Raw genomic sequence first — 23,359 nt, 5'->3', positions numbered from 1 at the left:
AAGAATCTTTAGCTGGAGTAATCCCGCAGGACGGTCGTACCGTGGGGTGGTGCTGCCACTGCTCCTCGCCGGGTTCGGGACCGGTCTCTCCCTCATCGTCGCCATCGGTTCGCAGAACGCCTTCCTGCTGCAACAGGGCCTGCGCGGCGGTGCCGTCGCCCCGCTCGTCGTCATCTGTGCCGTGTCGGACCTCGTGCTGATCGGGCTCGGCGTGAGCGGGATCGGGGCGGTGCTGGAGCAGTGGCCGACGGCGATCGGGGTGATCGCCGTCGGGGGCGGGCTCTTCCTGCTCGGCTACGGCGCCCTCGCCGCGCGGCGGGTCTTCCGGCCGTCGGTCATGGCCGTCGGCGAGGAACGGACGCCGTTGCGCAAGGCCGTGCTCGCCTGCGTGGCGTTCACGTGGCTCAACCCGCACGTCTACCTCGACACGGTGCTGCTCCTCGGCTCGGTCGCGGTCGCCCACGGCGACGGACGCTGGCTGTTCGGCCTCGGCGCCGGAATCGCCAGCGCCGTGTGGTTCAGCGCCCTCGGCTTCGGCGCCCGGCGCCTCGCCGGCCTTTTCGCCCGGCCCGCGGCTTGGCGCGTCCTCGACGTCCTCATCGCCGTGACGATGACGGGCCTGGGCGCGACGATGCTGCTGAGCCACGTGTGACTCACCAGAGCTGCCCGCGCTCGTCGGCCGGCGGTCGTTCCAGCTCCAGCAGGAACTCCTTGCGTTTCACGCCGCCCGCGTACCCGGTGAGTTTCCCGTTCTTCCCGACGACCCGGTGGCACGCGACGAGGATGCTGAGCGGGTTCCGCCCGACGGCCGCCCCGACTTCGTGCGGCAACGCCCCGACGGCCCGGGCGAGGTCGCCGTACGTCGCTGTTGCACCGTAAGGGATCTTCGCGATCTCGGCCCAGACCGCGCGGTCGAAGGCCGGCCCGTCGGCGCGGGTGGGCACGTCGAACTCCGTGCGCTGGCCGGCGAAGTACTCCTTCAGCTGCGCTGCCGCGGCCGGGAACGCCGAGTCTTCGCGCGGGCCGAAGGCGGTTCGGGCCGGCCGGGTCCAGTGGTGCGGGAAGTAGAGGCCGGACACGACGTCGTCGTCGCCGACCAGGGTGAGCTCGCCGATCGGCGAGTCGATGATCGTGTGGTGCATCAGTTCTCCCAAGTGGTGCCGTCGATTCGGGTGCCGCGCAGGCCGGGCACCCGGACATCGGCCGCTTTCGAGGTCACGACCGTCCGATGAGGACGCCACGACGTCGACCGCAGCAGCCGCCGGGTCATGCCCGCCCAGCCGGCCGGGGTGGCGCAGACCACCCAGACGTCCGGGTCCGGCGCCACGAACCGCCGGGCCTGGCGCAGCCACGACGCCGCCGTTTCCGGCCACGTCACGGTCGCCAGGACCAGGCCGCCCCAGGCTTCGGCGATCCGTTCGCCGTCGGCTCGCGAGGCCGGATCGGCGGCCGTCCCGAGCACGACGTGCCGGGCCGGGCCGATCAGCTTCACGAGTGCCTCGAGTTCCGCGGCGGTCATGCGGCATCGTGGAAGACCAGGCCCAGGGTGTGCCGCCGGCCCGACCGCACGGCCGAGACGCCGTGCCGCACCGGCGACGCGGACCAGCCGCGAGCCGAGCGGACCGGGCGGTCGCGGGTGGTGAAGACCAGGCCGCGGCCTTGCGGGATGAGCGTCGCGGTCCCTCGGGACTGGGCTCGTGGGCGTTGCTCGACCAGCAGGAACTCGCCGCCGGTGTGGTCGACGCCCGGTTCGTTGAGGTTGATCACGACTTGCAGCGGGAACACCTTGTCGCCGTAGAGGTCGCGGTGCAGGGCGTTCCAGCCGCCGGTTTCGTAGCGGAGGAGGATCGGGGTGGGCCTGCGTTGCCCGGCGTCGTGGCAGACCCGCAGCCACTCGTCCAAAGTGGACGGCCACTCGGGTTCGCGGCCGAGCCGGGTGTACCAGTCCTGGGCGATGGGCAGCAGGCGTGGGTAGAGCGCTTGTCGCAGTCGTTGTACGGGTTCCGGGAAGGGCTCGGCGAAGTAGTGGTAATCGCCGTGGTCGCCGAAGCGGTGGCGCCGCAGGTTGACGGTCGCGCGGAACTGGTCGGGCCGGTCCCAGAGGGCGACGAGCTGCGCGCACTCGGTGGGTGTGAGCAGCGGGGGAAGGAGCGCGCAGCCGTAATCGTCGACCTCGGCGGCCACCGCGCCCCAGTCGGCCGCGGCGACTCGTTTCTCGAAGGTGCTCATATTGGGTAGACGCTCTGGCGGAGCGAAACGTGAGATCGGGCGGGCCGGGAATTTGACCGGGCGTTGTCCGCCGGCGGCAAAAGGTGCGGCAGTGAAGGCGACGGGAAGGCGAGGTGGACGAGGAAAGGGGAAGACGGGGAGGGAGAGGTGCTGGGGAGGGGGAGGCGCGGGCAGGGGCGGTGCGAGCGGAGGAAGGTGCGGGCAGGGGAAGGTAGGAGGCCCAGCGCACACCCCGCCATTCGGCCGCCCTGCCTCCGGCCCGGCCCGCTCCGGCCCCCGCCACGGCCCCGGCCCCCCGGCAGGAGGCCCTCACCTACTCCGCAACCTCAAGCGGCCTCCAAGGTCAACAGCGTGCGCTTGGCTTCCTCGCCCCCCGCGTACTGCCCGTACGACCCGTCCGACCTGACGACCCGATGGCAAGGCACCACCACCGGCAACGGGTTGAGCGCGCACGCCGTGCCGACCGCGCGGACCGCCCTTGGGCTCCCCGCCGCCGCTGCCACCTGGGCGTAGCTCTCCGTGTGGCCGTAGTCGATCTCCGGCAAGTGCTCCAGTACCGACAGGCGGAACCCGCGCGCCAAGCGGAAGTCGAGGGGCACGTCGAAGGTGCGGCGGCGGCCGGTGAAGTACTCCTCCAGCTGGCGGGCCACCGCGGCGAGGCGGGCCGGGGCGCGCAGGATCCGGGGGCTGATCGCCTCGGCCAGCGCGGCCAGGACCGCGTCGTGGTCCTGGCGGTCGAACGCCACCTTGACCAGGCCTTCCTCCGTCGCGGCCAGCAGTAGCGGGCCGACCGGGCTGTCGACCGTGTCGTAGGCGACGTCCAGCAGGCCTTCGCGCTCGGCTTCGGTGGTGAGCCGTTCGTGCATGTGGTGCGGCAGGACCTGGGCCTCGAACGGGAACGACCAGATTGCGTCGATCATGAGTGCGCTCCTTCCAGGGGGTAGACGGCCCGCAAGGCCTTGACGCCGTCGGCGGCGGCGCGGCGGGCGGCGTCCGCCGTGCCGCCGGTGATCTCCGCGATCTCGCGGTAGGGCAGCCCGGCCAGGTAGTGGTAGGCGACGGCCGTGCGCTGCTTGTCCGGCAGCTTCGCGAGCGCGTCCCACAGGTCGCCGTTCCACGCGTCGGCGCGGCCGGCGCGGTCCGGGATCTCGCCCACCGGCAGGGGGCGGCGGGCCTGCGCGCGGGTGACGTCGATGGCCTTGCGGTGCGCGATCGTGACGAGCCACGCCTGGACGTTGGCGTCGGCCGGCAGCTCGGGGTAAGCCTTCAGGGCCGCCAGGAAGGTCTCCGACCAGGCGTCTTCGGCGTCCGCTCGGCCGAGGACGGCCCGGCAGACGCGCAGGACCATCGGCCCGTGCTCGGCCACGATCTGCTCGAACGGTTTCACGATCACACCCTGTAGACGTCCGGAGCCGCGCGAATGTGAGGTCACACCTTCGTGGTACCCGTGACGACGGTGGCGCCCAGCTCCTCCGACTCGTGCACCCGCGGCGTGAGCCCGGCCGCGGCGAAGATCCCGCTCAACACCGGTGCCTGTCCCGAGCTCGTCTCCACCAGCAGGGTCCCACCCGGCGCGAGCCAGCGCGGGGCGCCGTCCGCGACGCGGCGGGCGAGGTCGAGGCCGTCAGAACCACCGTCGAGCGCGACGCGCGGTTCGTGCAGGCGCGCCTCCGGCGGCATGGTCGCGACGGCCTCCGACGGGACGTACGGCACGTTCGCCAGCAGCACGTCGATCCGGCCGCGCAGGGACGCCGGCAGCGCGTCGTAAAGATTTCCCAGATAGACCCGAGCGCCGGGCAGGTTCACCCGCGCACAGGAGACAGCCGCGGGGTCGACGTCGGCCGCGTGCAGCTCACGGGGCTCCACCACAGCGGCGAACGCGGCACCCAGCGCACCGGAGCCGCAGCACAGGTCCAGCACCACCGGGTCCGGCGGCGCGAACGAGACGGCGACGTCGACCAGGAACTCGGTGCGGTGGCGCGGCACGAACACCCCGGGCCGCACGGCGATCCGCAGCCCGTGGAACTCCGCCCAGCCCAGCAGGTGCTCCAGCGGCAGCCCGGCGACCCGGCGCGCCACCAGCGACTCGAGTTCGGCGGGCGTCGACGCGGCCGCGACGAGCAGGTCCGCCTCGTCCTCGGCGAACACACAGCCCGCCGCGCGCAGCCGGGAAACCACAACTGAAGTGTCCAACAGGGACCGAGCCTACTGGACCTGTACCGCGTCCCCGACGTTCAGGCCGTCGAAGAACGCGGCCGAATCGGCGTCGGTGAGGTGGACGCAGCCGTGCGACGGCGCGTCGAGCGGCCCGGCGTGGAAGGCGATGCCGCCGGCGGCGAAGAACACCGAGTTGGGCATGTCCGTGCCGTACACGCTGCTGGTGTGCTCGCGGTCCTTCCAGACGACGTGGAACGACCCGGCCGGCGTCGCCTGGTCCGGCGGCCCGAAGCCGGCCGGGACCGGGCCGCGCACGACCCGGCCGTCGCGCAGCAGCCAGGCCAGGTGCCGCGCCAGGCTCACGCACGCGCCGGTCGTGAGCGCGCAGGGCGGCGCGGGCGGCGGAGTGGTGGTGGCCGAAGTGGACGTCCGGGTCAGCGGCGCGGGTTCCGCGATCGGGCTCGGCGTCGTCGTGCGTGGTGCCGCGCACGACGCCGTGACCAGCGTCAACCCCAGCAGGGTCAGCACCCCGGTTCCGCGCATCCGTCGTCCCCTCGCCGAAAGTTCTCCCGTGGTCAGTACGGGTGAGCGGCCCCGGAGGTTGAGCCGCGCGTGCACACGGGTTGTCCCTGCGTGCACCGCGCCTACCGGAACGGGTACCCGGGCGGACAAGGTCGAACCATGACGAAGCTGAGCGCCGAGCAGATCGCCCGGCACGCCTACGCGGCCGGGTTCCGCGGCCAGGGCCTGACCACCGCGGTCGCGGTCGCGCTGGCCGAGTCCGGCGGGCGGACGACCGCGCACAACGCCACCCCGCCGGACGACTCCTACGGCCTCTGGCAGATCAACATGCTGGGCGCGCTCGGCCCGCAGCGGCGCCGCCAGTACCACCTGAAGTCCGACGACCGGCTGTTCGACCCCGACACCAACGCGCGGGTCGCCCACAGCATCTCGGGCGACGGTCACGACTTCACGCCCTGGTCGACGTACACGAACGGCGCCTACAAACACCACCTGACGGCCGCGCGCAAGGCCGCCCAAGACGTCGCGAAGTACCACGGGAAGACCGGCGGTGGGCCGAGCGCGGGTGGCAGCCCGCTGCGGGTGGACGACGCGGTGCTGCACTCCTACGTACACCGGACCCGGCACGTCGCAGACGCCCTGGGCACCGCGACCGGGCAGCTGCGCGACGTCCGCGAGATCGCGCGCGACAGCTTCGGCAAGATCGGCGAGGAGTCGGGCTTCGCCGACGCGCTGGCCGGGTTCGGGCTGGCGCTGCAGCGGCAGGTCAAGGGGGTCGGTGCGCACGCCGACGGGCTCGCGTCGGCGGCCGGGAAGGCCGCGAAGTCCTATCGCGAGCACGAGACGGCCACCGCCGCCGCGTTGACCGGGAAGGGCTGACATGGACACCGCCGCGCTCGCGCGTTCCTTCGCGAAGGACCTCGTCGCGCACCGCAACAAGCTCGCCGGCAAGGCCGAGGACGCCGTCCGCGCCGAATACGCACTGCACCAGGTGACCGGGGCACTGGACGCCCAGCACGACGCCTACCACAAGGAAAGCACCACGGTCCTGGAACACTGGCACGGCCGCGGCGCCGACGGCTTCCGCCACAACAGCGCGAAGCTGACGAAGGAGCTCCGGGTCACCGGTGCGGCCGGCGCGGCGGCGGAGAAGATCGTCGCGCACGTGGCGTCCACAGTGGACAGCGGGCACACGGCCGTGCAACGGCTGGTCGACGAATACACCGCCCAGGCCCAGCAGGTTCTCGACGCGGGGGTCGCGGCCGGGACGCAGGCGGCGCTGATGCGGGCGGTCGGGCACGCCGCCGATCTGGCCCCGCGGTACACGCGGCAGTCGGCGTCGACCCTGCGGCACGTCGACGCGGAACTCAAGGCGGCGGCGAAGAAACTGCGCGAGCTGCGGAAGGAACTGACCCACGACGGAGTCGTCGACAAGACCGCGCCGACGAAGGCGGCTTCGGGGCGGGGCACGGAGATCGTCCACGCGGCGCGGAAGGAACTGGGCACGCGCGAGAACCCGCCGGGCAGCAACCGGAACCCGTACGGGCCGACCGCGGCGTGGTGTTCGTCGTTCGCGACGGCGATGTGGCGCAAGGCCGGTGTGAAGATCCCGGTCCTGCCCTTCAGCGGCGACGTCTACCACTGGGGCGAACGCAACGGCCACGCCTACGGCAAGAACTCGCTGCACGAAGCGAAGCCGGGGGACGTGCTGATCTTCGGCACCGGGCCGCAGAACACGTCGACGAGCACCCACATCGGCATCGTCGAGAAGGTCGACGGGAACCGGGTCACGATGATCGAAGGCAACTCCGGGGACGCCGTCCGCCGGAACACGCACACGCTGTCGGCGTCGACGTTCTACGGAGGGGTGCACCCGTGATCACCGGAAAAGCCGCCGACCGGACGGTCGCCGTCGAGGTCGCGCCCGGCGGGGCGCTGCAGGAGCTGACCCTGGAAGCCGCGGCGCTGCGGCTGGAACCGGACGAGCTGGCGCGCCGGATCCTGCTGCTGACGGCGGCCGCGTCGGCGCGGGCCACGGCTTCCTTGTGGCACAACCAGGACGGTGTCGAGGCCCTCGGGTTGCCGGAGCCGGGGGAAGCCGCGGAAGAGACCACACCGGACAGCTGGCGGGCGCAGTGACCAGGACGGCCGAGGAGCTGGCTGACGACGCTTTCGCGGCCCCGGAACCCGGCTACGGGGCACGGCTGGCGGCGATCCGCGCCACGGCCGCGGACGACGGGGTCGCCTTGGTGGTCGACCTGCACGGCGGCCTGGTGGACCTGCGGTTCGACCGCTGGGCACTGAACAAATCGCCGGGGGAGCTGGCCGGGCTGATCCGGCGGCTGGCGTCGGAGGCTGGCGCGGATGCCTTGCGGCAGGGCCGCGAGCTGCTGGGCGACCTGCTACCTGAGGGGTCGGAAGGCCCGAAGATCGCGGAGCGGCCCGCGAGCGTGACCGATGCCGGGCCGAGGATCCGGCCCCGGCGGGACCCCGAACCCGGCGAGTTCCTGCCCGATACCTGGGCAACCTGAGTCGCGGGAGACTGCTCAGTGGACGTCGTCGACCATGCGCGCCAGGCGGTCGGCGAGCCAGGCGCCGTCGGCGGGGGTGACCGTCACCCACGGCTCGCCGCCCACGTCCTCCGGGGTCACCGCGTACCGGCCCGCCGCCGTGTCGAACCAGGCCAGGACCGGGCTTCGGCCGGCCGGGCCCGTCGCCGCCAGCTGGCCGGCCGCGTACCGCTCCGCCGTCACCAGCGTCGCCAGCGGACGGACCGCGCGGCCGGTGATCCCGGCCGTGCTCAACGCCCGCTCGAACGCGTCGTACCCGCTGCGCGCGTACGCGTCCATCGCCGCCGAATACGCCGCCCGTGGCAGCCGCAGCTGGTCACCCGGGCCGGCTTCGAGGTCGCCCACCATCCGGGCCACCGCGGGGACCAGGCCGTCCGGGCGCACCGGCTCCAGCACCAGGTCGCGGTCGTCCAGCACGGCGAGCACGCCGGCGCCGTCCCGCGCCGCCGCGAGCAGCCGCCAGGGCGCTTCGCCCAGCACCAGCGCGTCGACGCTCAGCGTCGGCGAACCCAGCAACACGACCAAGTCCGCCAACTCGGGGTCGACGTCGTCGCCGTCCGTGAGACCCGCTTCGGCAAGGCCGGCGAACACCTGGACGCCCAGGTCGTCGCGCTCGGCGTGCGTCGCGCCGTGCGACGGCACGTCGAACGGGTACGGCGGCGGCCCGCCCGGTCCCAGGTCCTCCCAGAGGAGATCGAATTCCAGATGCGACAGGATCACTCCCGCCGCCGTCGCGGTGCGCCGCGCCATGGTCCCCCTTCCCGTGCCGAGCGGCCGGCGTCCGGCACGATGGTGCCGATGGCCGAGCCGCAGTCGATGGACGTCCCCGCGAGCGGGTACCTCGTCGTCCGCGCTTCCGGCGCCGCGGCCGCGCGGGCGGCGATCGTCGGCGGCCGCCGGGACCCCGAGGACGTCCAGCTGCTGCTGCGCTGTCCGGTCCCGCGGGCGGTCGCCGAGTCCGGCGCGAAGCTGACGTTCGCCGACGCGACGCTGCACCTGCAGCCGTCCGGCGTCGTGATGCTGACCGTCGCGGCGGCGAAGCTGTCGATCTCCTTCGCCGAGCTGCGGCCGCTGATGTTCCGGCCGGTCGAGGTCGACGCGCCGCTGCGTTCGCTGTTCGCCGGCGCCGTGGCGCACGTCGTGGCGGCCGGTCCGCGGCTCGACCCGCACGGCCTCGCGCACCACCTGCTGGGCCTGGCCGAACTGGTGCTGCGGAGCGCGCTGCGCGTCGAACTCGACCGCGTCGACGCGCTCGCGGCCCGCCGGCGCGAAGCCCTGGAGTACATGCGCGCCCACCTCGGTGAGCAGTCGCTCAGCGCGGACAAGATCGCCGAGGCGCTGTACATCTCGCGTCGGCGGCTGTACCAGCTGTTCGACGACGGCCAAGGTGTGTCGGAACGGCTGAAGGGCCTGCGGATCGAGCGCGCGAAGGCGTTGCTGGCCGACCCGGCGAAGGCGGGGCGGGGGATCGCGGAGATCGCGCGAGACTGCGGATTCACCAGCGCCCCGCACTTCTCGCGGACGTTCCGCCAGGCGACCGGCCGGACCCCGCGCGAGTTCCGGGAGCGGACGCTGCGGGGGTGAGGTCGACGCCGGCGACGAGCGTCCCGGCCAGGCCGGCGACCTCCAGCCAGCCGCGGCCGCCGGGGGAGTGCAGGGTGAACACGGCGGCGCGCGGCCGGTCCGGGTCGAGCACGACGGCCTGCAGCTGCGCGCCGGACAGGCCGATCCGCTCGACGATCACCACCGGGTAGCCGCGGCTGGTGTGCGCTTCGCTGACTTCGCGGATGCCGGGGGTGGTGTCGGCGAGGAAGTAGCCCAGGTCGGCGGCTTGTGCCAGGGGGCCGTCGACCGGGACGACGCCGGCGATGAGCACGGCGGGATCGGCGTCGCGGTGTTCGACGAGGGCCAGCAGCCCGGCCCGTTGCTCGTGGGCGATCTCCGCGCACTGCACGGCGGCGGCTTCGAGGCCGAGGTCGCGGGCGGCGTCGGGGCCGCGCAGCCGGGCCATCAGCGCGTGCAGCTCGGCGGTGGTGCGCTCGACCGAGTCCAGGCTCACCGGGGTGATCCCCGGAACGGCGGGGAGTTTCACCGGCCACCCAGCGCCGCGGCGAACGCGCTGACGGCACCCGCCGGCGGCGTGACCGGCACGACGGGGGTCTTCGCGACGGTGCCGCCCAGCTCGCGCCCGACGGCCGAGAAGGTCTCCAGGTGGGTGCCGACGTCGGCGAAGTCGGGTGGTTGCGGCAAGGGGGCGCCGTCGCCGAGGGCGCTCAGCCGCTCGGCGACGCGGGTCGCTTCGGCGTGGTGGGCGCCTTCGAGGTCGCGGGCTTCGGCGAGGACGCGGTCGAGATCGTCTCGGCGGGCCGCGAGCCGCGCGCGGGCGGCGGCGAGGTCCGGCTGGGTGGCGGGGGAGAACTGGGCTTCGGTTTCGGCTTGTTCGACGTCGTCGTGCGCGGTCGTCAGGGCTTGGCGCGCCGCGGTGGCGCGGCGGTCGAGGTTCTCGGCCAGGCGATGGTTCGCCAGGAGGGTGCCGGCCCAGTCTTCGAGAACGCCGGCGGCGGCGTGGAGGGCTTCGGTGGTCGCGGCGAGGCCGGCGGCGGCTCGTTCGGCGCGGTCCGCGAGTGCGCGGGCGGACCGGCCGGCCCACTCGGGGATTTCGCCGGGGGACGGGATGTGGGCGAGCCGGGTCGCGGTGGCGGTGCAGCGACGGGCGGCTTCGGCGACCGTGTCGGGGCTGCCGGGGACCGGGTCGAAGCCGAGGCCGCGGAATTCAGGCATCGGCACGGTCCGGTTGGCCGGGGGCGGGGTGGCGGGGCTCGGACAGTTCGCCGAGGGCAGGGCGGCCGGGCTCGCGATTTCGGTCAGCCATCTGCGCGGTCCAACTCCTCGGCGGCCGTAGCATCCGTTGCCCGGTACGCCTTCGCGGCCGTCCGGACTCCGGTTGCCGCTGCGAAGAAGTCCCTCTCCGCCGCTCGGATCCGGCCGGACCACTCGCCGGTCAACGCCGCGAGCGCGCCCGGCACCACTGCTGGTCCGAGATCGCCGGGTGGCGCTTCGATCTGGGCCGCCGCGGCCGCGTACTCCTCGGCCGTGTCCTCTAAGCGCAGCGCCAGCGCGTCGAGGGCCGCCGGGTCGGCGTGGAAGCCCGTCATTCGCCGAACACCGGTGGGTACGCCGGTGGGAGGTCGTCGAGCAGGTCGTAGCCCTTCGCGTACTTGTCGCGGTGCTCGGTGTCCTCCTCGCGTCGCGTTCCCTGGCCCGGCGGGTACATCCCGTACCCGCCCGCCGTGCCGCGGCCGCTCGTCCCGCCCGGTCCGAAACCCGTTGTCCCGCTTCCGAAACGGCCCGCGCCGGCTCGGCCACCTTCGCCGAGCGCGCCGGAACCCGGCGTTCCGGAACCCGGTGTGCCGGCCACGGGGATTCCCGCGAAGCCAGGGCCGTAGCCGGCCGCCGGCGAGCCCGGCCCGGTGGCGCCGATGACCCCGTCGAGCGCGGCCGGGACTCCGACTCCGGTGAAGGCAGGCGGCAACGCGGACGCCGTCGACGTCGAGTCGTCCGGCTCGTCGTGGGATCCCTCGTCCGGCGGCGGGACCGGATCGCGGGGGACCGGCGGCGCGGGCGGGGTCCGGACCACCGGCGGCCGCGGCTCCGGACCCAAGCCGGCGGTCACCGGCGGGGCCGTGTCGAACTCCGGGGGCAGGCGGTGGCGGACGTCGTGGCTCGCGCTCTCGTACTGTTCCATCACCCGGACCGCCGCGGCCTTGGCGTCGTCCGCTTCCTTCTTCGTCGGCAGCTTGTCGTCGAGCAGCTGGTCCAGCATGTACGTGCCCTCGGGGCCGTCGAGCCGCTTCACCGCGTACCCCTGCCGGAACCACCGCTCGGCCCAGTAGTGCACCGGTTCGGGCATCCGGTGCTTGGCTTCGCTGACCACCGACGTGTACGTGTCGAGGCCGGCGCCGACGCGCTGGGCGTTCTCGCCCACCGTCGCCGCCCAGCCGGTCAGCCGGTCCACCGAGGCCGCCGCCTGGTCCGCCGACGGCCCCTGCCACGACTCCCGCAGCTTCCGGACCAGTGCCGACACCTCTTCGGTCGCGGCACTGACGCCGGCGGCCACCTCCTGCCACCAGGCCGCGTGCACGCCGAGCTTGGCCGGGACGGCCGACTGCACCATGTCCCACAGTTCGCGGTGCTCGTAGCTGTCCCAGTTGATCCGGCCGAACGTGGCTTCGCGGTTGTTGACGGCCTTCTCCCGGCGGACCCGCCGGGCCTTGGCCCGCTGCCGCGCGGTCGGCGCGTGGTGGGTCGAGTGGAACTCAGGCATCGGCGTCCCCCGCCGGCAGGGCCGCGGCGGCTTCTTCGTCGTTGCTCTGGTGCATCGCCACGACGGTGTCCAGCGTCTGCCGCAGCGTCGCCAGCTCGGCCAGGTACGACCGCAGCGCGGCCTGGACCCCGCCGGCCTCGGCGCCGCCGCGCACCGCGAACGAGCGGCGCATCCAGTGGGCGACCGGGCCCTTGCCGTCGGCCAGCTCGGTGTCGAGGCCGCGGGCCGTTTCGAGGTGGCGGGACAGCTCGTCGTAGTGGGCGTCGATCGCCGTCTTGGCGTCGTCGACCCCGCCGTACCGCAGCTCGATGCCACCGGCGTCCACCGGCCCCGCGCTGACCAGTTCGTTCTTCTCGCGCTGCTGTTCCGCGCGCAGCTGCCGCCGCGCGTCGGCCTCGTCGCGCACCGTCGCCATGGAGGTCCTCCTCGCCACCCAGGCGTCCATCCTGGCCAATGCCCGCCGCGTTGAGAAGGGCGACCCACCCGGGTGCACGGGTGGACATGAAGACTGCACGGGCGGATAGGGCAGGATGTCCGGATGATCCCGCGTCGTGCGTTCGGAGCCGTTCTCGCCGCCCTCGTCGGTCTCGTGGTGCTGGCGGGACCGGCTGCCGCCCACACCGAACTGGAGTCCAGCTCACCCGCCGAAGGCGCCTCGCTCACGACCGCGCCGACGGAGGTCAAGCTGACCTTCGGGGAGCCGGTGACGCTGCCGCCGGAGGCCCTCAAGGTCACCGGCCGCGACGGCACCGCCTGGACGGTCGGCACGCCGTCGGTGACCGGGGCGGTCGTGACCGCGCCGGTGACGGCCGCCGGACCGGCCCAGGCCTACACGCTGACCTGGAAGGTCATCGCGAAGGACGGCGACAACCTCACCGGTACCGTGCACTTCACCCTCGCGGCCGCCCCGGCGACGACGGCGGCCCCGACGACCGCGTCGACGGTGGCCGCGCAGGCCCAGGCGCCCGCCCCGGCCGCGGTGGACACCGGCATCCCCGGCTGGATCTGGGCCGTGGTCGCGATCGCCGGCCTGCTCGCCGTCATCGTCGTCGGGCTGCGCCAGCTGATGGGCCGCCGGAAGGACTGAGCTACTCCTGCGGGACCGTCACGACCCAGCGTTCGGGACGGCGGCGCAGGTAACCCCACCAGTACAGCGCCGACACGACCAGCACGCCGGCGGTGATCCCGAGGTCCAGCGCGCTCTGTTCCACCAGGACGTAGGCGAGCGCCCCGACGGCGAGCACCGGCACCACCGGCCACGCCGGCATCCGCCACACGTGTGGCTTGCGGTGCGCGGCCCGGCGGCCCCGCAACGCGGCGGCCGCGACGCTCAAGTAGAGCGCCACGACGGCGACCCCGGTGACGCCGCTGAGCGTGTCCACCGGCACGAAGCAGAGGACGGCTTCGGACAGCCCGACCACGAGCGTCGCGACCCAGGGCGCGCCGAACCGCCGGCTCACCACGCTCATCGCGCGGTTGACCGGCGTCGGCCACGCCTGGTCGCGCGCGGAGGCGTAGAGCACGCGCGAATTCTGGATGACCATGACGATCACCGCGTTGACGATCGCCGCCGCGATGCACAGGCTGATCGCGGCGCCCACGCCCGCGTTGCTCCAGCCGGTCACCAGCGCGGTGAGGTCGACGCCGGCGAGCGCGGCGGCGTCCGGCACCGCGAGGGTCACCGCGACGACCGGGACGAGGATGACCAGCGCGCTGATCCCGAGCGTCCAGAACACCGTGCGGGCGACGGTCCTGCGCGGCTCCCGCATCTCCTCGGCGAGGTAGACGGCGGTGCTGAAGCCCTGGACGACGAACAACGCGACGGCGAGCCCGGCGACGACGGCGATCAGCCCGATCGGGCTCGTCCCGAGGCTCGGCTTCAGCAGCACGGCCGGGCTTTGCGTCGTGTGCGTGAACCCGAGCAGCGACACGGCGAAGATCGCGACGACCTCGATGACCAGGAAGATCCCGGTGATCCAGGCGTTGGCGCGCAGGTTCAGCAGGCCCATCACGGTGGACGCGAGCATGACGAACGCGCCGGCGACGGACGGGTCGATCTCGGCGACCGCGGCCACGTAGTCCGCGACGCCGATCGCGATGATCGGCGGCACGACGAGGATGACGATGAACGAGAGCATGAACGTCAGCCAGCCGGCGAAGCGGTTCGCCACCGTCGTCACCATCGCGTATTCGCCGCCCGCGCTCGGCACCAGCGTGCCGAGTTCCGAGTAGCAGAAGGCGATCCCGACGCAGAGCAGCACCGCGAGGGCGATGGCGAGCGCGGTGCCGGTGCCGAGGTCGGCGAACAGCGGGGGCACGAGGACGAACAGCGACGACGCCGGCGTCACGCAGCTGAGCGTGAGCAGGGTGCCGCCGCCGACGCCGATCGAGCGGGTGAGGGTCTTCTTCGCTTCGGCGGGCGCGGTGACGTCGGGCGGGGCGGGAGTGCGGGGCATGGGCGTTCCCTCCGGCCGGGGGCAAGGTGCGACGGATGGAACAGCACCGATTCGTTGTTGTCAACGCGGCAAAGACGACTGAAATCGTCGTCTGCCTGGACGTGGGCCTTCGGATTTAGTCACTGGGCGTGACGGCGTGCCGGGATTGCCCTGTGTCACCCGTGTCGGGGATGATCCGGGGCGTGAGCAGCCAGGACACCCCGAGCCGGCCCGCGCCGCCGGTGCTCGACGACATCTCGCGGCAGATCATCGCGCAGCTCCAGGAGGACGGCCGGCGCGCGTACGCGACGATCGGCAAGGCGGTCGGCCTGTCCGAGGCCGCCGTCCGGCAGCGGGTGCAGCGGCTGTCCGACTCCGGCGTCATCCAGATCGTCGCCGTCTCGGATCCCTTGCAGGTCGGGCTGTTCCGGCAGGCGATGATCGCGATCACCGTCGAGGGACCCCTCGAGCCGGTCGGCGACGCGCTGGCCGAAATGGACGAAATCGCGTACGTGATCCTCTGCGCCGGGCGCTACGACCTGCTGTGCGAGGCCGTCTGCGCGGACGACGAGGCGCTGCTGCAGCTGATCTCGACGCGGATCCGCGCGCTGCCGGGCGTCCGGCACGCGGAGGCGATGGTGTACCTCAAGCTGCGGAAGCAGACCTACCAGTGGGGTACTCGCTGAGGGTGACGACGAAATCCGAAGGTAGGTGCTCGGAATTAGTCGCACAAGTTCGGCTGGACGACTGAATCGCTTGCCTTGGTGGCTCAGGGCGTGCGATAACCGAGCCATGACCACTACCGCCGACCTCGCCTCCGCCGACGCCGCCGGCCTCGCCCAGGCGGCCCGCAGCAACCTCTGGATGCACTTCACCCGCCACTCCGCCTACGACGAGACCGACGTCCCGGTGATCGTGCGCGGCGAAGGCCCGTACATCTGGGATGCCCGCGGGAAGCGCTATCTGGACGGGCTCGCGGGCCTGTTCGCGGTCCAGGTCGGCCACGGCCGCGAGGAACTCGCCGAAGCCGCCGCGCGGCAGACGAAGCAGCTCGCGTACTTCCCGCTCTGGGGTCACGCGCACCCGACGGCGATCGAATTGGCTTCCCGGCTGGCTTCCGCGGCTCCCGGGGATCTCAACCGCGTGTTCTTCACCGTGAGCGGCGGCGAATCCGTCGAGACGGCGTGGAAGCTGGCCAAGCAGTACTTCAAGCTCGTCGGGAAACCGGGCAAGCACAAGGTGATCAGCCGCGCGCTGGCATACCACGGCACGTCGCAGGGTGCGCTGTCGATCACCGGCATCCCGGGCGCGAAGGCCGACTTCGAGCCGTTGGTGCCGAGCACCCTGCGCGTGCCCAACACGAACTTCTACCGCGCGCCCGAGCACGCCGACGACTACGTCGCGTACGGGCGCTGGGCCGCCGACCAGATCGAGCAGGCCATCGAGTTCGAGGGCGCGGACACGGTCGCCGCGGTGTTCCTCGAGCCGGTGCAGAACACGGGCGGGTGTTTCGTGCCGCCGCCCGGGTACTTCGAGCGGGTGCGCGAGATCTGCGACAAGCACGACGTACTGCTGGTGTCCGACGAGGTGATCTGCGCGTTCGGCCGCGTCGGGTACGACTTCGCCGCGAAGCGCTACGGGTACCAGCCGGACATCATCACGACGGCGAAGGGGCTCACGTCCGGGTACGCGCCGCTGGGGGCCGTGCTGGCTTCGGAGCGGTTGATGGAGCCGTTCACCCGCGGCGAGACGACGTTCATGCACGGGTCCACCTACGGTGGGCACCCGGTGTCGTGCGCGGTGGCGTTGGCGAACTTGGATCTGATGGCTCGTGAAGGGCTTTACGACCACGTGCTTTCGCACGAAGGCATGTTCAGGTCCACTTTGGACAAGTTGACGGATCTGCCGATCGTCGGGGACGTCCGGGGCGCCGGGTTCTTCTACGGCATCGAACTGGTGAAGGACAAGGCGACCAAGGAAACCTTCAGCGCCGCGGAGTCGGAGCGGGTGCTGCGCGGGTTCCTGTCGGAGGCGTTGTTCGAGGCGGGGTTGTACTGCCGGGCCGACGACCGGGCCGAGCCGGTGGTGCAGTTGTCGCCGCCGTTGGTCTGCGGTCAGGCGGAGTTCGACGAGATGGAGCAGATCCTGCGGGACACGCTCACCCGGGCGTGGAAGATGCTGTAGGTCGCGCCTCCGGCCCCCGGTTTCCACGTTAGCGGAGGGTACCGACAGTTTCGGTGCGTCGGCCCGAAAGGGCGGAGTCGCGCGGTCGCCGACGTCTTGAATGACTCATTCAGGTCTTGGGACGTCGATCCACCGAGCAGCGAGTGCTGAAGGTGCCCTTCCTCGCATGTGATGAGAGGAAGGGGTCCTTCACCAGGTCCGAGAACCTGAATGACTCATTCAAGGCGGCTCGCGAGGCCGGGGGCGGATTGGCCCGAAAGGGGCGGGGAATCGCGTGTTCCCCGCCCTCGCCGGGCTTCCTGAGTACCGTGGACCGCGGGGGACCGGGGGAGCGGCCGGTGACCGGCCCGCCCGAGCCTCGACCGGCCGCGCGCCCGGGAGGAGACCCGATGACCGCGACCACGGACACCCCGCGCCTGCCGTTCGATCGGCCGAACGTCCTGGAGATCGCGCCGCTGTTCGAGGTGCTGCGTCGGCAGGGGCCGGTCGTGCCCGTGACCACGCCCGCCGGGGATCCGGCCTGGCTCGTCACCGGGTTCGAAGAGGTCCGGACCGTCTTCACCGATCCGCGCTTCGGCCGCTCGCACCCCGCGCCCGAAGAGGCGTCCGCGCTGTCGGCGGCCGCCATCCTCAGCCGGCCGCAGGGCGACCACGAAACCGAGCACGTCGAGCACGCGCGGATGCGGCGGATGCTCGTGCCCGCCTTCTCCGCCAACCGGATCCGGCGGCTGGCCGGCCACGTGCAGGAGCTGGCCGACGGCTGCTTCGCCGCGATGGACCGCGCTCGGCGCGGGGACGAGCCCGTCGACCTGCACGAACACCTCTCGTTCCCGCTGCCGGTGCTGGTGATCTGCGAGCTGCTCGGCGTCCCGTACGAAGACCGCGACACCTTCCGCGTGCTGTCCGAGCGGATGGGCCGGATGGACATCGGTTCCGGCGCGGAAGCCGCTCTCGACGAGTTCGCCGCCTACATGGGCCGGCTCGCGGCGGCGAAGCGGCGTGACCCGGGGCAGGACGTCGTCTCGGACCTGGTCCGGGCGCAGGCCGACGACCCCGCGTTCACCGACGACGACCTCGCCCGGCTCGCGGCCGGCCTGCTGTTCGCCGGTCACGAGACCACCTCCAACCGGATCGACCTCGGCGTCCTCTACCTGCTCACCGACCTCGCGCGGCGCGACGCGCTGGTCGCCGACCCCGACGGTCTCGTGCACGGCGTGGTCGAGGAGATCCTGCGGCTGTCCGCGCCGAGCGGCCTCGGTGTCCTGCGGTACGCGCACGACGACGTCGAGATCGGCGGAATCACCGTCGCTCGTGGCGACGCGGTCGTCCTGGCGCTGGGCGCCGCGAACCGGGACCCCGCTGTTTTCCCGCACGCCGCGGAGTTCGATGCCGGGCGCAAGCCGAACTCGCACGTCGCCTTCGCCTACGGCGGCTGGTTCTGCATCGGCGCCAGCCTGGCCCGCACGGAGCTGCGCGTCGTGTTCGGCTCGCTGTTCCGCCGGTTCCCCGGGCTGCGGCTCGCGGTACCGGTCGACGAGCTGGAAGTGCGGACGAACCGGGTCACCGGGGGAGTGGACCGCGTGCCGGTCCTCTGGTAGACCTGCGGCGGTGACGCTGTGGGACAGGCTCGGGATGGATGACAAGCTCATCAAGGTGCTGAAGGAGATCCCACCGGGACCCGACGCGCCGGAGTTCGGCCCGGCCTACGTGACCCTCCACCAGCTGGCGGTCGAGCTGGACCAGCGGTTCCCCGAAGTCCGCAAGCAGCTCGACGTGCCCCTCGGCGGTGGCTCGACGCGCCACGCGGGGCTGGTCGAGCTGCTGGGCAAGGAACTGGTCGACAAGATCAAGCGCTACGGCGACGTGTACCCGATCGAAGCGGCGCAGCTGTCTTCGGTGCGGTTCCGCGAGCTGCGGCTGCGCGGCCCGGGTGGGCGTGACCTGGTGGGCGCGTCGCGCACCGACCTGCCGCTGATCCGCCTGCGGCCCAAGGACCAGGACTGACGGTGCTGCCCCCGCCACCGGTCCGGGTCCTGCTCGCCGAACGCGACCCGGCGGTGCGGGCCCGGCTGGGCACCCTGCTGGCCGAGGTGGACGGCATCGAGCTGATCGGCTCGGCCGCCGACGCGCCGTCGGCCCGGACGGCGCTGCGCCGCCGGCTGCCGGACGTGGTGCTGCTGGACCTGCGGCTGGGCCCGCTGGGGCCGGTGTTCCGCCGCCCGGCGGTGCTGGCGCTGGTGACGTTCGACTCCGACGCCGGAATCCTGCGCGCGCTGCGCGACGGGGCATCGGGGTACGTGCTGCGCTCGGCCCGGCGCAACGAGCTGATCAAGGTGGTCCGCCTGGCGGCCGACGGGCACGCGGTGCTGTCCCCGGACGCCTCCCGCCGGCTGGTCTCGGCCGCGACCCGGCTGTCCGGCCCGCGCGACGAGCGGCTGGCGGGAGTCGACCGGCTGTCCGCGCGGGAGCGGGAAGTGCTGGTCGGCATCGGCTCGGCGCTGTCGAACGCGGAGATCGCGACGCGGCTGGGCGTGGCGGAACCGGTGGTGCGCGGCCTGGTGGACCAGGTGGTGCGGAAGCTGGGGTGCACGCACCGGACCGAAGCGGGGCTGCTGGCGTACGAGCGAGGACTGTGCCGGCCGGGGTCGTGAGTGGTAATTCGGGTTAGAACCCGAATTACCACTCACGACAACGTCAGAAGCCTGCCAGGCCGTTGGGGACTCCCACCCCGGTCGGGGCGTCATAGCCCGGTCCCGCGACGCACAGGTAGTCGCCGCCGCACTTCTTGCCCGCGCCCGCCGGGTCGTTGTGGCCCGTCGTGATGTCCGTGAACCGGGACGCGTTCGCGTACCAGCCCGACGGTGCCGGGACACGCCCTGACCGGCCGATCAGCCCCGCGACGAACGGCGCCGACGCGCTCGTGCCGTTCACCGGCAGCCAGCCGCCCGCGTCCGCGTAGTGGATCGCGATGTCCTCGGCCGCCGCGGCCACGTCCGCCACCGTTCGCTTGCCGCAGTGGGTGTCCTTCTGCCACGACGGCTTCGCGATGTACGCCGAGCAACCGCTGCCGCCGTACAGCCACGCCGACTCCGTCCAGCCGCGAGCCGACGACGGGTCGCGGGCCAGCGACGTCCCGCCGACCGCGATCGTCGTCGCCAGGACCGCCGGGTAGCTCGCCGCGGTGAAGCCCGAGTCGCCGGAGGCGGCCACCACCGCCACGCCCGGGTGCTGGTAGTGGCTCGCGAACGCCAGCGGCGCGCCGCCTTCACGCGCGCCGTAGCTGTTCGACACCACCGTCGCGCCCAGGCGGACCGCCGTGTCCTCCGTCTCCGCCAAGTCGGCGAATTTCGGCGTGTTCCCTTCGACGACCAGCAGCCGGCACGACGGGCACGCCGCCGACACCATCGAGACGTCCAAAGTGGACTCCAGGGCCCAGCCGAAGCTCGGCTCCGGCAGCGGCGCGGAAAGACCCTGCTGGTTGACCTTGCGGAAGCAGCCGTTCGCCGTCGTGCACGGCGGCAGGCCGTACTGCGCCCGGTACGCCGCCAGGTCGGCCTCCAGGTTCGGGGCGTCGTAGGCGATCGAGATGCCGACGACCGTGTCCGGACCCGGCGTGGCCGGCAGCCCGTACGCCGACGCCAGGTCGTCGGCACCCCAACCGGCCGGGCCGTCGGCCGGCGCGCGCACCGCACCCGGGGTGTACGTGGTGAGGCAGCGCACCGCCCCAGGCTGCTCGGGACACGCCGCGCGCGGTGCCGGTGCGGCGGTCGCGGCCGGAGCGAACCCGGCCACCGCCACCACCGCGGCCAGCACGCCGATCCATCTTCTGTTCACTGTGGACACTCCCCTCAGGCCGGGTAGACGTGGTAGGCGGCGGTGATCGTCTCGGCCACGGTCGCCCCGGCCGCGTCGGACGCCGTCACGCGCAGCGAGACGTCCGTGCCGCGGAAGGCCTCCGTGACCGCGGTGAAGTCCGCGTGGAAGACCCCGCCGCCGCGGGCGGTGACCGCCGCGTCGAGCCAGGTGGTGCCGTCGGTCGAGTACTGGACCGTCGCGCCGGTGACGGGCGAGGCGACGCTCTGCTGCAGGTGCCCCACGCTCAAGTCGAGGCTCTGCGGCCCGGACACCGTGGAGCCGTCCGGCCGCAGCCCGCCGACGGCGTACCCGAGGGTCAGCATCGGCTCGACGGCGCACGACCGGTCGACCCCGCCCTTTTGGCGCACGCAGACCAGCGCCGCCGGCAGCTCCGCGCCCTCGACGTGCTGCGACTTCCACGTCCACTCGGTGTGGGTCGCGGTGCTCTGGCGGTACATCGGCCCGGTGCGCCCGGCGTCGACCGTCAGCCCCAGGGTCGACGGCCCGGGCGCCACCGGCTGCTCCAGCGTGAGTTCGGTGATCCCGGCGGGGTTGCCCTCGGCGATCGTGGTGCCGTCCTGCGTCAGCGCGTAGTGCCCGGTGACGGTGTCGCGAGCCTCGCCGTAGAAGCCAAAGCCGGCGTGCCCTGGCTGGTTGTCGCTGAACGGCGTGACCGACAGCCGCAGCAGGTCACCGGCGCGGGTGGCAGCCGGTTGCTCCGGCGCGGTGCCGTCGTTCAGCGGCAGCAGCGCCACGCCACCCGAGGGGTGGAGCGGAAACTTGTTCCACTCCTCGGTGACCGCCGAACCGCCCTGGTAGGCGTGGAACGGCTCGTACTGGCCGCCGGCCCAGCCGGGGAACGGCCCGGGCAGGACGTACTTCGAGAACCCGCCGAACCAGCGCAGGTCCGGCGCCGCCGAGACGTACTCGACCTGCTTGCGCGGCAGCTGGATCGGGTGCGAGACACGGCCGCTGACGTCCTCGAACGAGAACATCCCGCTGCGCTGCCGCAACCCCAGCGACGAGTACTCGCTGAAGTAGGTCGAGTCGACCGCGGCGACGTCCTTCGCCGTGATCACGTACCGCTGCCGCGGAATCGTGCCGGTGCTCGCCTTCTGCAGCACGTATTCGTACGGCGTGCCCGGACCCGGCGGGGACACGAGCCTGCTGTACGGGTACGTCTGCAGCGCGCCCGTCTTCACCGGGACAGCCGTCGGCGACACCGCGATCGGCACGCCGGGCCCGGCGTCGAAGTCGACGAGCAGCGCGGGCCCCGTCTTGGCCGCCCGGCGGAACAGGAACCCGGTGTCGTCGAGCAGCGCCGGCCGCGGCGTCACCCAGGTCAGCGTGCTCGAAGCGCGGGAAGCGTCGACGCGGACGGTCTTGTCCGCCTTGACCGCGAACTCGGGCTGCGCGCTGAAGCGCACTTCCGTCGGGTTGCCGTCGGTGTCGGCGGTCCAGAACAAGCCGAGCGCGCTGTAGTTCCCGTCGGGGACGCTGAACTTCGCCGTGCCGCCCGAGAAGTAGTTGAGGCTCTCGTTCGGGTCGAGGAGGTTCCCGTCGTCGGTGTTGTAGAGGAACGCGACGCCGGTGTCTGCGGGCTGGCCGGCGATGTCGGTGGCGTCGACCGACACCGTGCGCATCACCGAACGCGGCCGGACGGCCGGACGCGCTCCGGGGAGCGCGAAGCGAGCGCCGCCGGCGAAGAGCCCTTGCCCGCCGAAGTGCCCGCGCGCGTTGTCCTCTTTGAACTGCTTCGCCAGCGCGGGCCCGAACGTCGCCGGGTCGGCGGGCAGCGGCGCGCCGGCCAGCAGCGCGCCGACGTCGAACAGGTTCAGGTCCAGCCCGCGCCCGAGGTAGGGCAGGGCGGTGCCGGGGACCTCGTAGTCGCGGTCGCCGAGCCGCAGGTGCACCAGCGCCCGCGCCATGCCCTTCTCGGCGGCCGGCCGGACGTCGAACAGGGACCGGCCGTCGGCGGTGGTCCGGACGCTGACGCGCTCGCCGGTGATCAGGGTGGCGGACGTCGGGGGCGCCGCGGCGCCGGCCGGTGGGGGAGCGAGTCCCACGAGCCCGGCGAGCGCGACCCCCAGGACGGACAAAGTTCTTCGCACTGGCACCTCCGTGTGGTGGTTGATCACCACTACCGACGGGCCAGGCACCCGGGCCGTTGAGGCCGGGCCGCGATCTTCCCCGAATTACCTCGAACGGCTCAACGACGCACAGTCTCCGAGTGCGTGGCCGGAACCGGCCGCGCGACGCCGAAACCCCCGTACGGACCGGCTTTCGCGCGCTTGCGGACCTCGTCGAAGTGCCGGTGCACGGCTTCGGCCGCGGCATCCGCGTCGCGCAGCAGGAGCGCGTCGACGATGGCCTGGTGCCGCTTCGCCGTGGCCGTCGGGGACGACGCCGGCCCGCCCAGCTCGCTCTCGGCGATCCGGTAGACGTCCCAGAACAACCCGGTGAGCTCGCGGGCGAGGTCGAACCCGGCCTCGGCGCAGATGAGGTCGTGGAACTCGCGGTCGGCCTCGGCCGCGTCGGGGCCCTTGCGCTTCATCCGCGTGACGCAGGCCTGCAGCTCCTCGACCAGGCCGGGCCGGTGGTCGGTGGCGACCCGGCGGGTCAGCTCGGTCTCGAGCATCTCCCGCACCTCCAGGAGGTCGCGCAGGCGCCCGACGTCGGTGGCGCCGCGGGCGCGGGTGCGGAACAGCAGCCACGTCTGCAGCGACTCCGACCCGGCGGAGCCGACGAACGTGCCGTAGCCGTGGCGGATCTCGACGATGCCGAGGGCCTGCAGGGCCTTGATCGCCTCCCGGATGGAGTTGCGGCTGACGCCGATGTCCTCCATCAGGCTGAGCTCGGTGGGCATGGGCGCGCCCGGCGGGAGCTCCCGCTCGACGATCAGGTCGATGATGCGCTTGGTGATCTCTTCGCTGCGCTGCGGACGGGCCACTGCTGTCCTCCCCGGATGCGTCGTGAGAGGACATCCTACGTCATACGTCCAGAAGGGTTGACCGGCACGCGAAGCCATCCTAGGCTCACGCCGGTCATAGGACGTCCCATGTCCTACCGTTCGAGGCCCGCAG

The 23,359-nt window shown here is 72.8% G+C and carries 29 protein-coding genes; 12 read left to right on the top strand and 17 right to left on the bottom strand.

Annotation, left to right across the window (positions count from 1 at the left end; translation table 11 throughout):
• Positions 1 to 49: 49 nt before the first annotated feature.
• Positions 50 to 652 (top strand): LysE/ArgO family amino acid transporter, encoded by a 603-nt coding sequence (locus tag ABFJ78_RS39305; protein ID WP_436392533.1) that lies wholly within the window; start codon positions 50 to 52, stop codon positions 650 to 652.
• Between the two features lies 1 nt (position 653).
• Here ABFJ78_RS39305 and ABFJ78_RS39300 read toward each other — a convergent pair whose 3' ends face one another.
• From ABFJ78_RS39300 to ABFJ78_RS39270, 7 genes are all read right to left on the bottom strand, one after another.
• On the bottom strand, positions 654 to 1,142 hold the full coding sequence (locus ABFJ78_RS39300) for a methylated-DNA--[protein]-cysteine S-methyltransferase (RefSeq protein WP_436392532.1): 489 nt from the start codon (positions 1,140 to 1,142) through the stop codon (positions 654 to 656).
• Positions 1,142 to 1,519: a hypothetical protein gene (locus ABFJ78_RS39295; RefSeq protein WP_436392531.1), complete on the bottom strand. Its 378-nt coding sequence runs from the start codon at positions 1,517 to 1,519 to the stop codon at positions 1,142 to 1,144. The genes ABFJ78_RS39300 and ABFJ78_RS39295 overlap by 1 nt, the downstream gene beginning before the upstream one ends.
• Complete coding sequence (locus ABFJ78_RS39290) at positions 1,516 to 2,229, bottom strand: 2OG-Fe(II) oxygenase (protein ID WP_436392530.1); 714 nt, start codon at positions 2,227 to 2,229, stop codon at positions 1,516 to 1,518. The genes ABFJ78_RS39295 and ABFJ78_RS39290 overlap by 4 nt, the downstream gene beginning before the upstream one ends.
• A 326-nt stretch (positions 2,230 to 2,555) precedes the next feature.
• Complete coding sequence (locus ABFJ78_RS39285) at positions 2,556 to 3,149, bottom strand: methylated-DNA--[protein]-cysteine S-methyltransferase (protein ID WP_436392529.1); 594 nt, start codon at positions 3,147 to 3,149, stop codon at positions 2,556 to 2,558.
• A complete protein-coding gene (locus ABFJ78_RS39280; protein ID WP_436392528.1) occupies positions 3,146 to 3,622 on the bottom strand; it encodes an RNA polymerase sigma factor in 477 nt (158 codons plus the stop codon). The genes ABFJ78_RS39285 and ABFJ78_RS39280 overlap by 4 nt, the downstream gene beginning before the upstream one ends.
• A 35-nt stretch (positions 3,623 to 3,657) precedes the next feature.
• The gene (locus tag ABFJ78_RS39275; RefSeq protein ID WP_436392527.1) at positions 3,658 to 4,422 is read right to left on the bottom strand and encodes a putative protein N(5)-glutamine methyltransferase; all 765 of its coding nucleotides are present in this window, start codon (positions 4,420 to 4,422) and stop codon (positions 3,658 to 3,660) included.
• Between the two features lie 12 nt (positions 4,423 to 4,434).
• Complete coding sequence (locus ABFJ78_RS39270) at positions 4,435 to 4,929, bottom strand: L,D-transpeptidase (RefSeq protein ID WP_436392526.1); 495 nt, start codon at positions 4,927 to 4,929, stop codon at positions 4,435 to 4,437.
• Between the two features lie 138 nt (positions 4,930 to 5,067).
• Here ABFJ78_RS39270 and ABFJ78_RS39265 point away from each other — a divergent pair, with 138 nt between their 5' ends.
• The 4 genes from ABFJ78_RS39265 to ABFJ78_RS39250 are packed head-to-tail and all read left to right on the top strand — an operon-like array spanning position 5,068 to position 7,439.
• Complete coding sequence (locus ABFJ78_RS39265) at positions 5,068 to 5,787, top strand: transglycosylase SLT domain-containing protein (protein ID WP_436392525.1); 720 nt, start codon at positions 5,068 to 5,070, stop codon at positions 5,785 to 5,787.
• A gap of 1 nt (position 5,788) precedes the next feature.
• A complete protein-coding gene (locus tag ABFJ78_RS39260) occupies positions 5,789 to 6,787 on the top strand; it encodes a CHAP domain-containing protein (protein WP_436392524.1) in 999 nt (332 codons plus the stop codon).
• Positions 6,784 to 7,047 (top strand): YbaB/EbfC family DNA-binding protein, encoded by a 264-nt coding sequence (locus ABFJ78_RS39255; RefSeq protein ID WP_436392523.1) that lies wholly within the window; start codon positions 6,784 to 6,786, stop codon positions 7,045 to 7,047. The genes ABFJ78_RS39260 and ABFJ78_RS39255 overlap by 4 nt, the downstream gene beginning before the upstream one ends.
• On the top strand, positions 7,044 to 7,439 hold the full coding sequence (locus tag ABFJ78_RS39250; protein ID WP_436392522.1) for a hypothetical protein: 396 nt from the start codon (positions 7,044 to 7,046) through the stop codon (positions 7,437 to 7,439). The genes ABFJ78_RS39255 and ABFJ78_RS39250 overlap by 4 nt, the downstream gene beginning before the upstream one ends.
• A 15-nt stretch (positions 7,440 to 7,454) precedes the next feature.
• Here the strand turns inward: ABFJ78_RS39250 and ABFJ78_RS39245 are convergent, their stop codons facing one another.
• The gene (locus tag ABFJ78_RS39245; protein WP_436392521.1) at positions 7,455 to 8,228 is read right to left on the bottom strand and encodes an ESX secretion-associated protein EspG; all 774 of its coding nucleotides are present in this window, start codon (positions 8,226 to 8,228) and stop codon (positions 7,455 to 7,457) included.
• Positions 8,229 to 8,276: 48 nt separating this feature from the next.
• Between ABFJ78_RS39245 and ABFJ78_RS39240 the strand changes: the two genes are divergently transcribed.
• Positions 8,277 to 9,062: a helix-turn-helix transcriptional regulator gene (locus tag ABFJ78_RS39240; RefSeq protein ID WP_436392520.1), complete on the top strand. Its 786-nt coding sequence runs from the start codon at positions 8,277 to 8,279 to the stop codon at positions 9,060 to 9,062.
• Here the strand turns inward: ABFJ78_RS39240 and ABFJ78_RS39235 are convergent.
• The 5 genes from ABFJ78_RS39235 to ABFJ78_RS39215 form a co-directional block, all read right to left on the bottom strand.
• On the bottom strand, positions 8,974 to 9,570 hold the full coding sequence (locus tag ABFJ78_RS39235; RefSeq protein ID WP_436392519.1) for a hypothetical protein: 597 nt from the start codon (positions 9,568 to 9,570) through the stop codon (positions 8,974 to 8,976). The genes ABFJ78_RS39240 and ABFJ78_RS39235 overlap by 89 nt on opposite strands.
• Entirely contained in the window at positions 9,567 to 10,259 is a 693-nt protein-coding gene (locus ABFJ78_RS39230; RefSeq protein WP_436392518.1) for a hypothetical protein, read from the bottom strand. The genes ABFJ78_RS39235 and ABFJ78_RS39230 overlap by 4 nt, the downstream gene beginning before the upstream one ends.
• An 83-nt stretch (positions 10,260 to 10,342) precedes the next feature.
• On the bottom strand, positions 10,343 to 10,633 hold the full coding sequence (locus tag ABFJ78_RS39225) for a hypothetical protein (protein WP_436392517.1): 291 nt from the start codon (positions 10,631 to 10,633) through the stop codon (positions 10,343 to 10,345).
• A complete protein-coding gene (locus tag ABFJ78_RS39220) occupies positions 10,630 to 11,802 on the bottom strand; it encodes a PPE domain-containing protein (RefSeq protein ID WP_436392516.1) in 1,173 nt (390 codons plus the stop codon). The genes ABFJ78_RS39225 and ABFJ78_RS39220 overlap by 4 nt, the downstream gene beginning before the upstream one ends.
• A complete protein-coding gene (locus ABFJ78_RS39215) occupies positions 11,795 to 12,217 on the bottom strand; it encodes a hypothetical protein (RefSeq protein WP_436392515.1) in 423 nt (140 codons plus the stop codon). Before ABFJ78_RS39215 ends, ABFJ78_RS39220 begins: the two co-directional genes overlap by 8 nt.
• A gap of 123 nt (positions 12,218 to 12,340) precedes the next feature.
• Between ABFJ78_RS39215 and ABFJ78_RS39210 the strand changes: the two genes are divergently transcribed.
• Entirely contained in the window at positions 12,341 to 12,889 is a 549-nt protein-coding gene (locus ABFJ78_RS39210; RefSeq protein ID WP_436392514.1) for a copper resistance CopC family protein, read from the top strand.
• 1 nt (position 12,890) lies between these two features.
• Here ABFJ78_RS39210 and ABFJ78_RS39205 read toward each other — a convergent pair whose 3' ends face one another.
• Positions 12,891 to 14,258 (bottom strand): APC family permease, encoded by a 1,368-nt coding sequence (locus ABFJ78_RS39205; protein WP_436392513.1) that lies wholly within the window; start codon positions 14,256 to 14,258, stop codon positions 12,891 to 12,893.
• A gap of 170 nt (positions 14,259 to 14,428) precedes the next feature.
• Here ABFJ78_RS39205 and ABFJ78_RS39200 point away from each other — a divergent pair, with 170 nt between their 5' ends.
• The 5 genes from ABFJ78_RS39200 (at position 14,429) to ABFJ78_RS39180 (ending at position 19,072) form a co-directional block, all read left to right on the top strand.
• Positions 14,429 to 14,923 carry an Lrp/AsnC family transcriptional regulator gene (locus ABFJ78_RS39200; protein WP_372673043.1) on the top strand — a complete coding sequence of 165 codons (495 nt, stop codon included), beginning with the start codon at positions 14,429 to 14,431 and terminating at the stop codon, positions 14,921 to 14,923.
• A gap of 106 nt (positions 14,924 to 15,029) precedes the next feature.
• A complete protein-coding gene (locus ABFJ78_RS39195) occupies positions 15,030 to 16,421 on the top strand; it encodes an aspartate aminotransferase family protein (RefSeq protein ID WP_436392512.1) in 1,392 nt (463 codons plus the stop codon).
• 389 nt (positions 16,422 to 16,810) lie between these two features.
• Positions 16,811 to 18,019, top strand: a complete 1,209-nt coding sequence (locus ABFJ78_RS39190) for a cytochrome P450 (protein ID WP_436392511.1) — start codon at positions 16,811 to 16,813, stop codon at positions 18,017 to 18,019.
• A 34-nt stretch (positions 18,020 to 18,053) separates the two neighbouring features.
• Complete coding sequence (locus ABFJ78_RS39185; RefSeq protein ID WP_436392510.1) at positions 18,054 to 18,425, top strand: hypothetical protein; 372 nt, start codon at positions 18,054 to 18,056, stop codon at positions 18,423 to 18,425.
• 2 nt (positions 18,426 to 18,427) lie between these two features.
• Positions 18,428 to 19,072, top strand: a complete 645-nt coding sequence (locus ABFJ78_RS39180) for a LuxR C-terminal-related transcriptional regulator (protein ID WP_436392509.1) — start codon at positions 18,428 to 18,430, stop codon at positions 19,070 to 19,072.
• A gap of 43 nt (positions 19,073 to 19,115) precedes the next feature.
• Here the strand turns inward: ABFJ78_RS39180 and ABFJ78_RS39175 are convergent, their stop codons facing one another.
• The 3 genes from ABFJ78_RS39175 to ABFJ78_RS39165 all read right to left on the bottom strand — a co-directional run bounded on the left by ABFJ78_RS39175 (position 19,116) and on the right by ABFJ78_RS39165 (position 23,226).
• Positions 19,116 to 20,255, bottom strand: a complete 1,140-nt coding sequence (locus ABFJ78_RS39175; protein ID WP_436392508.1) for a S53 family peptidase — start codon at positions 20,253 to 20,255, stop codon at positions 19,116 to 19,118.
• A 14-nt stretch (positions 20,256 to 20,269) separates the two neighbouring features.
• The gene (locus ABFJ78_RS39170; protein ID WP_436392506.1) at positions 20,270 to 22,387 is read right to left on the bottom strand and encodes a hypothetical protein; all 2,118 of its coding nucleotides are present in this window, start codon (positions 22,385 to 22,387) and stop codon (positions 20,270 to 20,272) included.
• Between the two features lie 98 nt (positions 22,388 to 22,485).
• On the bottom strand, positions 22,486 to 23,226 hold the full coding sequence (locus ABFJ78_RS39165; protein WP_436392505.1) for a FadR/GntR family transcriptional regulator: 741 nt from the start codon (positions 23,224 to 23,226) through the stop codon (positions 22,486 to 22,488).
• Between the last annotated feature and the right edge of the window lie 133 nt (positions 23,227 to 23,359).

It is taken from the genome of Amycolatopsis sp. MEPSY49, assembly GCF_051337345.1.
GTDB lineage: Bacteria > Actinomycetota > Actinomycetes > Mycobacteriales > Pseudonocardiaceae > Amycolatopsis.
Note: the sequence above shows the minus strand (reverse complement) of the source record. Positions and strands in the feature narration are given on the sequence as shown.